Origin of the sequence: Nesterenkonia pannonica (genome assembly GCF_019575955.1) — a bacterium.
Classification (GTDB): Bacteria; Actinomycetota; Actinomycetes; order Actinomycetales; family Micrococcaceae; genus Nesterenkonia; species Nesterenkonia pannonica.
This window is the reverse complement of sequence record NZ_CP080575.1, coordinates 653,078-665,864: the sequence shown is the minus strand read 5'-3', so window position 1 is coordinate 665,864 and position 12,787 is coordinate 653,078. Positions and strand designations below refer to the sequence as shown.

Below are 12,787 nucleotides of genomic sequence, written 5' to 3'. Positions count from 1 at the left end.
TGCCGATCAGCCCGCGACGAGTGAGACCCTCTTCACACAGCTGAGAATCGGCGCAGGCGCAGGGAGTTCGCCACGACGCTCAGGAGCTGAGCACCATCGCGGCACCGGCGAGCATCGGGCTGAGCAGCCCCAGGGCGGCCAGAGGCAGCGCCGCCGTGTTGTAGAGGAACGCCCAGAAGAGATTCTCGCGAATGGTCCGCAGGGTGCGGCGGGCCAGCTTCAGGGACTCTCCGACGCTGCGCAGGTCACCTCGGATGATGGTGATGTCCGCCGCATCGATGGCCACGTCGGTGCCGGTCCCCATGGCCACGCCGAGATCCGCTTGGGCCAGGGCCGCGGCGTCGTTCACACCATCGCCCACCATGGCCACGCGGCTGCCCTCCGACTGCAGCCGCCTGATCGCAGCCACCTTGTCCTGGGGCATCGCCTCAGCGAGCACCTCGTCGATGCCCACCTCGTCGGCGACTCGTCGGGCAGCCCCTTCGTTGTCTCCGGTGAGCAGCAGCACCGCACCCCCTGCGCCTTCAGCTGCGACACCGCCTCGGCACTGGTGGGCTTCACCGCGTCAGCAACGATCGCCACACCGGCGAGCACACCGTCGACCGTGACGAGCACGGGGTGCTGCCGCCTGCCTCGGCCGCCGCAGCGAGCTGTCCGATGCCGCCGGGGATGCCCATCCCCTGCGATTCGATGAGGGCGCGTCGCCCCACCATCACGCGCCGGGCAGCGCCGTCGGCGCCGAGGACTTCGCCGCTCACTCCATGGCCCTCGTGGTTGGTGAATGCTTCCACCGCAGGGAGGGTTCCGGCGCGCGAGCCGTGGGCCTCGCGGGCCGCGTTCGTCACCGCTCGGGCCACGGGGTGCTCCGAGTAGGACTCCAGCGCCCCGGCCAGACGCAGCACCTCGGGCTCCGAGAAGCCTTCGGCGACGTGGAGCGCGTTCATGTGCATCGCACCCGTGGTGACCGTTCCGGTCTTGTCGAGCAGCACCGCATCCAGCCGGCGGGAGGACTCGAGCACCTCCGGCCCCTTGATGAGGATGCCTCGCTGCGCGCCGCGCCCGGTGCCCACAAGCAGGGCGGTCGGCGTGGCCAGCCCCAGGGCGCATGGGCAGGCAATGATCAGAACAGCCACGGCCGCGGTGAACGCCGCCTCCCCGAGGCGCCGAGGACCAGCCAGCTGATCAGGGTGATCAGCGCGAGCAGCAGCACTGCGGGGACGAAGACGCCGGAGACGCGATCGGCCAGCCTCTGCACCGCAGCTTTGCCGGACTGCGCCTCCTCCACCAGTTTGGCCATCTGGGCGAGCTGGGTGTCGCCGCCGACCCGGTCCGCCCGGATCAGCAGTTTACCGGAGGCGTTGACCGTGGCGCCGACGACGGCGTCGCCCTCTGCGACCTGCACCGGCACCGACTCTCCTGTGAGCATCGACATGTCGACCGCGGAGGCACCGCTGAGCACCGTGCCGTCGGTGGCGATCTTCTCTCCCGGGCGGACGACGAACTCGTCCCCCACGGCCAGGCTGCTGGCCGGGGCCTGGACCTCCGCCCCCGCGCATGAGGGTGACCTCCTTGGCGCCCAGATTCAGCAGTGAGCGCAGGGCCTGTCCGGCCTGGGACTTCGCGCGCTTCTCGAGGTACCGGCCCAGGAGCAGGAACGCGGTGACGGCCGCGGCCACTTCGAAGTAGACGTGGTAGGCACCGTGGGTGCCGCCGCTTAGCCCAGATGGGAGTGTCGAAGAGGACGAACTCGTGGCGCAGCTGGGGATCCCGGCGGCGCCGAAGAGCATGGCGTACAGGGACCACCCCAGCGCGGCGAGGGTTCCTATCGAGATGAGGGTGTCCATGGTGGCAGTCGCGCTGCGTGCGCTGAGCGCCGCAGCCCGGTGGAAGGGCCACCCGGCCCACAGCACCACCGGCGCAGTGAGCGCCAGGGAGGCCCAGGCCCAGTAGTCGAACTGGGAGGCGGGAACCATGGCCCACAGCACCACCGGCACGGAGAGCACCGATGCGATGATGAGCCGCAGCCGCAGAGACCTCATGTCCCTGCGCGACCCGTCGCTCTCCTGCCCGACCCCGCTCTGCGGGGGCGCTCAGCGGTGTAGCCCGCCTTCTCCACCGTGGTGATCAGCTGGCTGACGAAGTCTTCTCGGACATCGTCAGCTCCACCAGAGATCCATGCCTTCTCCGTCGCATAGTTGACGTGCGCGGTCACGCCGTCGATCTTGTTCAGCTTCTTCTCCACCCGCTGGGCGCAGGCCGCGCAGGTCATCCCGCCGATGGCCAGCTCGATCCGTTCGCCCTCGGCGGGCGCATCCGTCGTCTGCTCCTTCAGGCGGCCGGTCATGCTGCCCGCACCGCCGTGTAGCCTACCTCCTCGACGGCCGCCTCAACCGCTGCGTCTGCGACGGGCGCGTCGGGCTGCGGGGTCACCTCGAGGCGTCCGGAGGATGCGCTGACGCGGACCTCGGCGATGCCGTCGACGTCCTCCAGCTCCTCACGCACTGCGGTCTCGCAGTGCGCGCACGACATTCCGTCACTGTGTACACCTGTGGGCTGGTCATACGCTCTCAAACGTCAGGCCGTCGCGCGGTGTTCCCTCTGCGACGGAAGAGCGGCCCCGGCTCCCGAGATCGGGGCCGAAGGCCGCTCACCGTTCCCTTATCGCACCTGACAGAGGAGGTCTCGGACGAGGATCACTCAGTGATCGTGGTCATCCTCGTGGTCGTGATCATGGCCATCATCGTCGTGGCCGTGATCGTCGTCATCGTGGTCTTCGTCGTGATCATGGTCGTCATCGCCGTGTCCGTGATCGTCCTCCTCGTGGTCCTCGTCGTAGTCGGAGGACACACCCTCGACGGGGCGGCCGTCGATGACGATGATCTCGTTGGGCTCGAAGTCGAACTCAGCGGTGGTGATCACTTCGCCCTCGGTCAGGTCCAGGAGGTGGATCTCCTGGCTGTCCGGGTCCGTGACGTAGACGAGGTCATCGTGGGCACGGATGGCCGGACGCGGCTCCTGCCAATCCTCCGGCTCGGTCCACTCGTCGATGACGTCGATGTGCTCCAGGTGCTCGCCAGTCTCCGGGTCGATGATGTGGAGCTGGCCGTCCTCGGTCAGCACCAGCGCCTCGCCGTCGGGGCCGCGCTGCAGGTTCCGGAAGTTATAGGGGAATCCACGTTGACGGTCGAGATGTCGCCGGACTCCGTGTTGACCAGGGCCACCTCGGTCATCGGCTCCTCGCCGTCCTGATCCGTGCGGTAGTCGCCCAGGAAGATGGGAGAGCCCTCCGAGGGAACAGGTTTCCGATGCGGGAGTAGTCCTCGCCGGTGTCATGCTTCTCGAACTGCTCGCCGTCCCAGACCAGGACGCCGTCCTCACAGCCGACCGCAATGACCCCTCCGGCCCGGCCGCCTCGCCGTGGACGCCGGGGCAGTTCTCGTTCCGATCCATCTCCTCGCCGTCAGCGTCGAGGAAACGCGCACCCGAGCGGTCCTCGAGAGTTTCGAAGCGTGAGCCGTCCTCGAGCACCACGGCCACACCATGGTGCTCGCCTTCGCTCTCGTAGCTCTCGGTCTCCAGGCTCTCTGCCTCGACGTCCAGCTCCGCCAGGTCGAAGGAGCGGTACTCCCCGTTCCGTCGAAGAACAGGGTGCCGATGCCGTCGTGGGAGACGACGTGGGCGGGCGTGTCCCCGTCCACCGTGACATCCGAGAGATAGGGCTCGGTGGTGTAGTAGTGGTTGTGCTCGCCGTGCGGCTCTCCCCAGGTGCTTAAGCGTCCAGGAGGCGGAAGCTGCTGCCCTCAGTCAGGAAGGCATGCCGGCCGTCCCCGGCCTCGTTGATCCGGAGGAACCCGTCGGCGTCGAACTCGTCGATGACGTCCAGGGAGACGCCGTCGAGGACTGCCGCGCCTCCGTCATAGGTGACGGCCACGCGCGGCTCAGCGCCGCTAAACCTCCTGCTGCTCACGCTCGGAGGGGTCAATGTCGTCCTCCCCCTCGGCGTCAGCATCAGCGTCGTCGTCAGCGTCCGCAGCTCCCCCGCCTCATCGGCGCCGGTGTCCTCCGCAGCGGCGTTCTGGTCTGCGTCGTTCTGCTCTTCAGCCTCCTCGCCGTTCTCCCCGGCGCAGGCGCTCAGCGCCAGGGCGGAGACAAGGGCAAGAGATGTCAAGGTCTTCGATGCGGTGTTCATGCGAATCATTATCATCACAAGGTCCCACTCATCGCAAATCGTTCTCAATAACGAGTCGTGCTCCGAATCGTGAAAACTCGGCAACACCTGCTTTACACCGCCGACAAGGGCGAGAAACGGCGCCCCATAGCCTGACTGCGGAGCCGCAGCCGCTGCCCCGAACCCCTGCATGAGGCGAACGCTGCTTCTCTCCGCAGACAAGAGACCCCAAGGCGGTGATCGTGGAACCCCGGCCGAAGTCATCGCAGACGATCAGTTCCTGCGCGTGAAGACCGCCAGCGGCGTCGTGGAGATGACGACGAACACGGTCACCCTTCCGGGGTGCCCGCCGATCCGGCTCGCCCCGGGACCCATGGCCGTCATGCGGGTGCTGGCTCGGGCGCAGGGCGCAGTCATTTCGCGCGAGCATCTCATGCGCATGCTGCCCCAGTGCGGCTCTGCGCACGGCTTGGAGATGTGGATCTCTCGCCTGCGGCACGCACTTCCGGAGGCCGCAGTGGTCCAGACCGTGGTCAAACGGGGCTACCGACTGGCCCTCTGAACAGGTGCGGGGCCGAGGCTGCTGCCCCGGCCCCGCACCTCAGAACGGCTCGATCAGCCGTTGACCCAGGATTCGACCGTGTCGGCGTTCTCCTCAACCCAATCGGCAGCGAGGTCCTCGACGTCGACGTCCTCATCCTCGTCCTGAAGCATCGCCTCCTCGATGTCCTCCAGGGGATCTCGAACTCCTCCAGCATGGCCACGAACTCGGGGGCCTCGTCCCGCAGGTCAGTGTGGGCTGCCGTCCAGCCGGAGAGCTCAGGGCTGGCGCAGTCCTGCTGCCCCCGTCGAAGCAGTCCTCGTTGTACTCGTTGGGCTCGTCGAGCTGCACGAGGTCGAGCTGGCTGAACAGCCAGTGCGGCTGGTAGAAGAAGAAGAGGATGGGCTCCTCGTCGCTGTAGTGGCTCTCCACCTCGGCGATCAGCGCCGCCTCGGAGGACGTCAGGTGCTCCAGATCGAGGTCGAAGCCCTCGAGGCGCTCCGCATTGTGCTCGGTGGTGACCCAGTAAGCCTCGGCGTCGTAGAGCGTGTTGCCGACGGCATCGGCATACTCCGAATCGGAGAGCTGGTCCACGGATTCCAGCCCGGAGAGCTCGCCTTCGGCGGCATACTCGGGGATGAACCACCCTGGGCAGCACCGCCGTAGACCTCGGAGACGATCTCGACGGTGTCCTCGTTCTCCTCCGCGAAGCCTTCGTGGTTGGGCATGATCACGTCGACGAGCAGGTCGACGTCGCCGGAGCCGAGCCCTGTCCAGCCCACGGCGGGGTCGAACTGCGTGGTGCTGACATCAGAGATGCCGAGCTCCGGGTAGTCCTCGATGATCTGGGTGATGACTGCACCCTGGAATTCGGAGGCGAGCCAGTTGAACTCTCCGAGCTCAAGGGTGATGCCGTCGGCGGCCTCGGCATCCTCGCCGGATTCTCCGGCGTCGCCGCAGGCGCTGAGCGCCAGCCCGGAGGCCAGGGCCAAGGATGTCAGGGCAGTAAGGCGTGCAGTATTTGTGCGCATTGTTGAAATTCCTTCATCAGGTGGTCTTCGAGCATGGGCGTGCGAATGTCAGCGAGGACGTCGCTACGGCTCGCGGCCCCACCATCCGATGGCGTCAGGCTCCCAGGAGTCGTTCTCCCACCCGGCGGCGCGGTTCGGAGCACACTTGCGTGGACGGTTCGCCGGAGGCAGAGGCTTACGCCTCTGCGTCAGCAGTATCAGTGTCGCGGTCATACGATTCAGCTCCGCGGCGTCTCTGCATCCGGAGCGCCCTCGCCCTCCGGCTCCTTGGGGTCAGAGTCCTGCTCGGCGATGATCGCCTTGAACTCGCCGGTGGCAGGATCCCAGCCGTCGCCCCATTCGCCCGTCCTGTAGTTGTAGTCGACCGGCTCACCGTCCGCATTGGTGCGCTGGTACCAGTCGGTGTAGGCGGAGTCGGCGGAGTCGATGACAGCCCCGGCGCCCTGGCCGGGCTCGCTGGGCACCACTTCAAGAGCAAAGTTGTCCCCGTAGCGGTCCACGCCGTCGATCACGGCGTTGCGCATCGCCCGGTCGGCGTAGCGCAGCCGGATCGCTCGGGGTCGGTCCGAAGCTCGCTGAACCAGGCGACGATGATGAGAAGGATGATCACTGCGAAGGGAGCAGCGGTGATGATGACCAGCTGCTGCAGGCCTTCCAGGGCAGACTCGTCTCCGAGCAGGAGCATGACCAGCGCGATGCCGGTCATCACCAGCCCCAGAAGACGACGATGATCGAGCGGGGTTCTGGCTTCCCTTGGAGGACAGCATGCCCATGACGGTCGAGGCAGAGTCCAGTGCGGTGATCGCAAAGACGAGCAGCACCGCAATGCTGAGGAGCGGAACCCAGGCCGCGAGCGCGGGCAGGTTCTCTACCACGGTGTAGAAGACTTCCGGCGGGGCCAGAGCAAGGTTCCCGTCCGCGTCGTCCTCGAACCCGGGATAGCCCTCGCTGCGCATCCACATCGCGGTGCCGCCCAGCACCCCGTAGGAGATGACCAGCAGCAGGGTGGGAATGGTGATCACACCCAGGACGAACTGGCGGATGGTGCGGCCGCGGGAGATGCGGGCGATGAAGATTCCGACGAACGGCGACCAGGAGATCCACCAGGCCCAGTAGTAGACGGTCCACCACGACTGGAACTCCTGCGTCTCTTCGCCCCAGGACGCCGAGCGGCTCATCATGTCAGGCAGGTTTCCGAGGTAGGACATCAGCCCGGACGGGAGCAGGTTGGCCAGGAAGAGGGTCGGCCCTGCGATGAAGACCAGGGCCACGACCCCCAGGGTCAGCACGATATTGATGTTCGAGAGGTAGCGGATGCCGCGTGCGACGCCCGATACGGCAGAGAGGATGAATCCGACGGCGAGCACGGCGATGATGACGATGAGTGCCGTATTTCCGGTCTCACCCCACCCGGTCACAATGGTCACGCCCTGCTGGACCTGCATCGTGGCGATGCCGACGGTGGCAGCCGTGCCGAAGAGCGTGGCGACGATCGCGAAGATGTCGACGATCTGTCCCGCGAAGCCTTCGGTGCGCCGCTTGCCGAAGAGCGTCTCGAAGATCGAGGACATCAGAAGCACCCGCCCGCGGCGGTAGGCGGCGTACGCGACGGCGCCGCCCACCAGGGCGTAGATCGCCCAGGCGTGGAAGCCCCAGTGGTAGAAGGTCTGCCCCAGCGAGTAGTGCAGGGCCTCTGTGGTTTCGGCCTCGTTGGTCATCGGCGGCGGGTCGGTGTAGTAGTCGAGGGGCTCTGATGGGCCGAAGAAGAGCACTCCGATCCCCAGTCCGGCGGCGAAGAGCATGGATATCCACGCGAAGGTGGAGAATTCCGGCTCCTCGTCGTCCTTGCCCAGGGGATGCGCCCGTAGGACGAGAAGGCCAGTATCAGCATCACCACGAGGATGATGGCCGCAGTGATGTTGAACAGCCAGGAGACGTTGTAGGTGACCCAGGTGAATGCTGCGTCGGCAACGGAGGCGACCTGGGCCGGGGCGGTGAGCCCCAGATGACGAACGCTACGGTGAGCGCTCCGGCGATGATGAGGACAAGCTTGTCCACGCTGTACCAGCGTCGCTGCTCGTCGATGCCGATGCCTGGCACCAGCGCCGGGTGGGTGTCGTGAGGGTAGTTCGGGCGCCTGTAGTCGAGCGTTCTCAGCATCCCGCCTGCACGGCGTGCTTCAGCTCCTAGGCGTCCCCGCCTGCTGGGGTCGGTATTATGCGGTTTTTGTCCGACATTGTGCTTCTGACCTCAAGTGCGTGTGATTCTGAAATTTCATCCGGGGCTTCAGCCCCTGACTATACACAGACACGTGTGAACGTCAGATCAAATGACTTTCTCCCTGCCGCGCCTGCCTTGGCTTCGAAATCGGTCAGCACACGCCCGGCGAAGCGCGGCGCCCATCCGGCGTGCTCGTTGGCGAAATCGGGCGATTCGGTGAGGACTCGCCGCATCTGGACCGCATAGTGCGGCCAGTCGGTGGCCAGGCGGATACGGCCTTCGGGCCGCAGCGCGCGGGCGGCTTTGGCGGTGAAGGACGGCTGGATGAGCCGCCGTTTGTTGTGCTTCTTCTTGTGCCAGGGGTCGGGGAAGAAGATCCACAGTTCGTCCAGGTAGGCCGTGGGGATCAGATTGTCGAGCAGCTCCACCGCGTCGAGGCAGGCGACGCGGACGTTGGTGAGCCCTTCGCGGCGCACCCGCGCGGCCAGCTGGGCGGCTCCGGGCCTGTAGACCTCTGCGGCGATGAAGTCCCGGTGGGGTTGGCCACGGCTGCGGCGGCTACGGCCTCGCCGGAGCCGGATCCGATCTCCACGGTCAGGCTCCCGCCTGAGTCGACACTGTGGCTGCGGCCGAACTCCTCCTGCCAGTCGATGGTGAACCCTTCGGCCACGGAGGTGTCCCGGCTTCCGGCCGGAACATCGAGCAGCTCTCGCCCCAGCGCTGCGTCCCAGGCGCGCTGGTAGCTGGGCTTGAGCTGGTTGGAGCGGCGGACGAAGGAGAGCGGGCGGCGGTAGTGCTGCGGCGACGGCTCGGACGCGGGATCGGGTGCGGAAGTCTGTGGCATCAGTCGTCGAGGATATCCTGCGCGCCGACGAGGAACTCCCGCAGCAGTGGCCCGTTGTCCGTTGAGCCCCACTCTCCCTCCTCGAGGAAGATCGCTACAGCCAGGTCTCCTTGGAATCCGATGACCCAGGTGTGCGGCAGGTCCTCCCCGGACTCGGCGGTGCCTGTCTTGGCGTACACACGCGCGCCGGGGATGGGGTCGAGGAAGTCCAGCGTGCCGTACGAGACGGTGCCCGCCATCAGCGCCTGCATCTGGGCGCCCTCATCCTCGGTCAGGCCCGGTCCCGCATCGTCGTCCGGCTCCCTGAGCCTTCCACCAGCCATGGGTGGACGGTCCGAGCATCGGCGATGGACGCGGCCACGGCCGCCATGCCGAGGGCGGAGGTCTGGACTGTTCCTTGGCCGAAGAGGTTTGCGGCGTGCTCGTTGAGCTCGGCGTCCTCAGGAACGGTGCCTTTGATGGTTAAGCAGGCCGATGCCCACATCGTTGTTGATGCCGAGGTCCATTGCGGCCTGCCGCAGGTCCGCTGAGCTGACCTCGTCATGGGACGCCGCGAACACGGTGTTGCAGGAGTGGGCGACGGCCTCTGCGAAGGTGATGCTTCCGGTCTCGTCGTATCCTGCGACGTTGCGGAACTCCTGGCCGTGCACGGTCACGCTGGTGGGACAGCTGATGGTCGAGTCCGCGCTGAGACCGTCTCTGAGCATGGCCAGTGAGGACACCATCTTGAAGGTGGACCCCGGCGCATAGGCCGATTGGGTGGCCGCCTCCACAGCCGACTCATCGGGGCTGTGGCTGGCCGACGCGAGGATCCCCCGTCGGAGGGTCGGACGGCCACGATTCCTGCGGTGGTGTCCTGGTCTGCGGCAATGTCCTGCGCGAGATTCTGCAGACGCGGGAGGAGGCTGGTGCTCACGTCTCCTCCGGCCTCCGGCTCAGTGGAGAAGAGAGTCTCCTCCCCGCGGTAGATCCTCACTCCGGGGTGCCCCGCAGGGTCTGCTCGTGGACGGCCTGCAGGCCCGACGTGCCCACCGTCTGTCCGACCTGCAGCGTGGGATCCTCCTCCAGGTGCTCGGCCGTCACGGGGCCGACCCGGCCCAGCAGCAGCGGGGCGAAGTCCGGACTGTCGGCCAAGGACATCTGCGACTCCTGCCAATGCACCCCGGGATGTCCTCCACATCGTCGACCGTCACATGCCCCCTCGCGGCGCACGGTGATGGCCTCGACGAAGGCCTCATCGCCGTAGGCCTCGACCTGCTCGGCGTAGGATGCGGCATCGATGCCGACAGCGTCGGCCAGCTGACGGGCCGACGCCTCCAGCTCGTCGTCCTCATCCGCTCCGAACTGGGTCTTGTCCACGCCCAGGATCACCACGTCGCGGTTGTAGACCATCGCGCGGCCCTCACCGTCCATGATCCGTCCCCGGTCGGCTGCGGCGGTGCTGACGCCGATCTCCTCGTGCCCCTGATACTCCGGAAGGAAGAGGTCGTACTCTCCGTCCAGATACCAGGTCTCAGACTCCTCGTGGTATGTCAGAGCGGCTTCGGTGACGTAGTCCCACTCCTCGTCCTCGACGCCGAGGGCCTCGAGGTCCCAGGCATGGAGGTAGGTGACGACCGCACTCGGAGCCCGCGGGGACTCCTCGGGCGGAACATCGAGCTCCGTCTCCTGGACCTCGACCTGCACGGACAGCTCGTCGAGGGAGTCATGCAGCCGATCGGCGGCGGTGTTCAGGGACTGGAGATCGCCCGAGGCGAGCGGCACGCCTTCGAGGTCTCCCTGCTGAAGAGCGTCGGCGAGCCGCTCGGCCGCCGGGCCGAGGCTCTCAGCCGGATCAGGCTCCTCCGAGCAGGCCGACAGCAGCGCAGCTGCGGCCGCGGCGAGCAGTGGAAGTCGTCCCCACGAAAGTTTCACCTGACCAGTATGGGCCAACGGACGAACATGCCGGCGCACCGTTGCGGGGCGTCGGGGGCTACGCCGAGCGGCGGAAGAGGACTATCTCGCGGCTGGCGGGGCGGGGCCGCTGCCCTCGGGCCATGGTGACGACGTCGCCGTGGGGCCCGACGGCGAAGACCCTGGACCCTCCGCTGCGCTGGATCTCTCTGAGCTGGTTCTGCAGCTCAGCGACTTCGTCCTCGAGCTCTTCGACGTGGTTCTGGAGCGCGATGATCCGCCGGATCCCCTCCAGCGAGACTCCTTCTTGGGAGAGCTGCTGAATCTGGCGGAGCTGGTCGATGTCGTAGGCAGAGTATCTGCGGTGGCGGCCTCCTTGACGCTTGGGCGTGACCAGGCCCATGCGGTCGTACTGCCGCAGGGTCTGAGGGTGCATGTCGGCCAGTTCGGCCGCGACGGATATGACGAAGAAGGGCGCGTGACGGTTGGACCTCGCATGCGGGGGCATCGAAGGCTCAGGCCTCACAGCGCCGCCCTCCCTCCAGACCGGACCGGGGTCGATGCCGGATGTGGCGTCCTGATATGCCCTGACCGCTTCCATCGCCTCGTCGGGCAGGTCCTTGGGCACCGCCACATCGACGACGACCAGCATGTCGCCCTGATGCTTCTTGGTTCTGATCCCTTGGCCTTTGAGCCTCAGGGTTCGACCTGAGGAGGTGCTTACCGGGATGCGGATCCGGACCTTCTCTCCGTGGACCGTCGGGACTTCTGCGGTGGCGCCGAGGACAGCTTCGTCGAAGCTCACGGGCAGGTGGATGCGGATGTTGTCGCCGTCGCGCTCATAGAAGGGATGCGCGGTGATGGAGACCTCGACAAGAAGATCTCCGCTGCCGCCGGGGCCCTGAGAGCCTTTGCCTTTGACCCGGACCTTCTGCCCTCTTTGACGCCCGGAGGAATCCGGACATCGATCACGCTGCCGTTGGGCTCGCGGAGCCCGACAGTGGTGCCGCGCACGGCACCTTTGAACGAGATGGTGGTCTTCGCGGTGCGGTCCGCCCCCTTCGGGGCGGCTCCGGCACTGCCGAAGCGTCCGCCGAAGAGGTCCTCGAAGCCGCCGCCGCCGGAGAATGTCCCGGCACCGCCGCTGCGGCCGAATCTGTCTCCGAAGAGCCCGCCGAACATGTCTTCGAAGCCGCCTGCTGAGCCCGGTCCGGCACCGCCGGAAAAGCGGGCGCCGGAGCCCATGGCGCGGATCTGGTCGTACTCGCGCCGCTTCTCCGGATCAGACAGAACCGTGTGCGCTTCAGAGATGTCCTTGAACCGCTGCTCAGCGCTGGGGTCGTCCGGATTCTTGTCCGGATGGTTCTCGCGGGCGAGCCGACGATATGCCTTCTTGATCTCTTCGGCCGTGGCGTCCTTGGAGACGCCCAATACTTTGTAGAAATCCTTTTCGAGCCACTCCTGCGAAGCCATCAGGCGCCTCCTCTCTGCTGTACGGGGTCTTCAGCTGAGCTCCCATACCCGATCAGCGGATGAGCCGCTGTGGGGGCGGGCTGCTCAGCTGCGATCGGCTCATTCCGAGCCGGAGCTGACGATCACCTGAGCTGCGCGCAGCAGCCGATCGCCGATGCGGTAGCCGGAGCGGACGACGACTGCGACGTGCTCAGCCTCAATCTCATCGCTGGCCTGCTGCATGATCGCCTCATGCTCGTTGGGGTCGAAGGGAATGCCCACTTCGCCGACCCGCTCGAGGCCCTGCTGAGCCAGGACGGTCTCCAGGCGCTCCGCAATGTGTGCGAACGGACCCTCCTGGAGCTCTCCGGCCTGACGCGCTCCGGAGATGTCGTCCAGGACCGGCATGAGCTCGGAGATGAACTGGCCCTTGACCCGCTCCTTCTCCGATGACCGGTCACGGTCCACGCGCCGCCGGTAGTTCTGGTACTCGGCGGTGACGCGGCGGAGGTCCTCCTCCAGCTCAGCCTCGCGGCTGTAGCCGGACTCTTCGAGCATCTCCTCCGCAGCCTCGATGCGCTCTGCGGGCTCGGTCTCGACTCCGCCGGCGACCTCGTCGAGGCCCACTTCGCGCAGCT

Annotated in this window: 12 protein-coding genes and 4 pseudogenes; 2 read left to right on the top strand and 14 right to left on the bottom strand. The window is 66.8% G+C overall.

The features are described 5' to 3' along the window. Positions 1-32: 32 nt before the first annotated feature. The 3 genes and pseudogenes from K0H76_RS05115 to K0H76_RS05105 all read right to left on the bottom strand — a co-directional run bounded on the left by K0H76_RS05115 (position 33) and on the right by K0H76_RS05105 (position 3,120). Positions 33-2,344, bottom strand: a pseudogene (locus K0H76_RS05115) (heavy metal translocating P-type ATPase). After that, a complete protein-coding gene (locus tag K0H76_RS05110; RefSeq protein ID WP_258934695.1) occupies positions 2,341-2,529 on the bottom strand; it encodes a heavy-metal-associated domain-containing protein in 189 nt (62 codons plus the stop codon). Before K0H76_RS05110 ends, K0H76_RS05115 begins: the two are co-directional and overlap by 4 nt. 168 nt (positions 2,530-2,697) lie before the next feature. After that, positions 2,698-3,120, bottom strand: a complete 423-nt coding sequence (locus tag K0H76_RS05105) for a hypothetical protein (protein ID WP_258934694.1) — start codon at positions 3,118-3,120, stop codon at positions 2,698-2,700. A 211-nt stretch (positions 3,121-3,331) separates the two neighbouring features. Here K0H76_RS05105 and K0H76_RS05100 point away from each other — a divergent pair, with 211 nt between their 5' ends. Further along, positions 3,332-3,565 (top strand): hypothetical protein, encoded by a 234-nt coding sequence (locus K0H76_RS05100; protein WP_258934693.1) that lies wholly within the window; start codon positions 3,332-3,334, stop codon positions 3,563-3,565. Between the two features lie 204 nt (positions 3,566-3,769). Here the strand turns inward: K0H76_RS05100 and K0H76_RS05095 are convergent, their stop codons facing one another. Beyond that, entirely contained in the window at positions 3,770-4,189 is a 420-nt protein-coding gene (locus K0H76_RS05095; protein WP_258934692.1) for a hypothetical protein, read from the bottom strand. A gap of 169 nt (positions 4,190-4,358) precedes the next feature. Here K0H76_RS05095 and K0H76_RS05090 point away from each other — a divergent pair, with 169 nt between their 5' ends. Then, a complete protein-coding gene (locus tag K0H76_RS05090) occupies positions 4,359-4,730 on the top strand; it encodes a winged helix-turn-helix domain-containing protein (protein ID WP_258934691.1) in 372 nt (123 codons plus the stop codon). Positions 4,731-4,862: 132 nt separating this feature from the next. Here the strand turns inward: K0H76_RS05090 and K0H76_RS05085 are convergent. From K0H76_RS05085 to K0H76_RS05040, 10 genes and pseudogenes are all read right to left on the bottom strand, one after another. After that, positions 4,863-5,740, bottom strand: a pseudogene (locus tag K0H76_RS05085) (hypothetical protein). A 218-nt stretch (positions 5,741-5,958) separates the two neighbouring features. Continuing rightward, positions 5,959-7,542 (bottom strand): BCCT family transporter, encoded by a 1,584-nt coding sequence (locus tag K0H76_RS05080; protein WP_258934690.1) that lies wholly within the window; start codon positions 7,540-7,542, stop codon positions 5,959-5,961. Positions 7,543-7,630: 88 nt separating this feature from the next. Then, a complete protein-coding gene (locus K0H76_RS05075) occupies positions 7,631-7,900 on the bottom strand; it encodes a hypothetical protein (protein ID WP_258934689.1) in 270 nt (89 codons plus the stop codon). Positions 7,901-8,037: 137 nt separating this feature from the next. Beyond that, positions 8,038-8,804, bottom strand: a pseudogene (gene trmB / locus K0H76_RS05070) (tRNA (guanosine(46)-N7)-methyltransferase TrmB). Further along, a complete protein-coding gene (locus tag K0H76_RS05065; RefSeq protein WP_258934688.1) occupies positions 8,804-9,127 on the bottom strand; it encodes a penicillin-binding transpeptidase domain-containing protein in 324 nt (107 codons plus the stop codon). The pseudogene trmB and the gene K0H76_RS05065 overlap by 1 nt, the downstream one beginning before the upstream one ends. A gap of 117 nt (positions 9,128-9,244) precedes the next feature. After that, positions 9,245-9,577: a penicillin-binding transpeptidase domain-containing protein gene (locus K0H76_RS05060; RefSeq protein ID WP_258934687.1), complete on the bottom strand. Its 333-nt coding sequence runs from the start codon at positions 9,575-9,577 to the stop codon at positions 9,245-9,247. Between the two features lie 199 nt (positions 9,578-9,776). Further along, the gene (locus K0H76_RS05055; RefSeq protein ID WP_258934686.1) at positions 9,777-10,718 is read right to left on the bottom strand and encodes a hypothetical protein; all 942 of its coding nucleotides are present in this window, start codon (positions 10,716-10,718) and stop codon (positions 9,777-9,779) included. A gap of 58 nt (positions 10,719-10,776) precedes the next feature. Then, complete coding sequence (locus tag K0H76_RS05050; RefSeq protein ID WP_146339984.1) at positions 10,777-11,205, bottom strand: helix-turn-helix transcriptional regulator; 429 nt, start codon at positions 11,203-11,205, stop codon at positions 10,777-10,779. Positions 11,206-11,253: 48 nt separating this feature from the next. Continuing rightward, positions 11,254-12,170, bottom strand: a pseudogene (locus tag K0H76_RS05045) (DnaJ domain-containing protein); the annotation flags it as partial. A 99-nt stretch (positions 12,171-12,269) separates the two neighbouring features. Further along, positions 12,270-12,776, bottom strand: coding sequence for a nucleotide exchange factor GrpE (locus K0H76_RS05040; RefSeq protein ID WP_258934685.1), 507 nt, complete (start codon positions 12,774-12,776; stop codon positions 12,270-12,272). Positions 12,777-12,787: the final 11 nt, after the last annotated feature.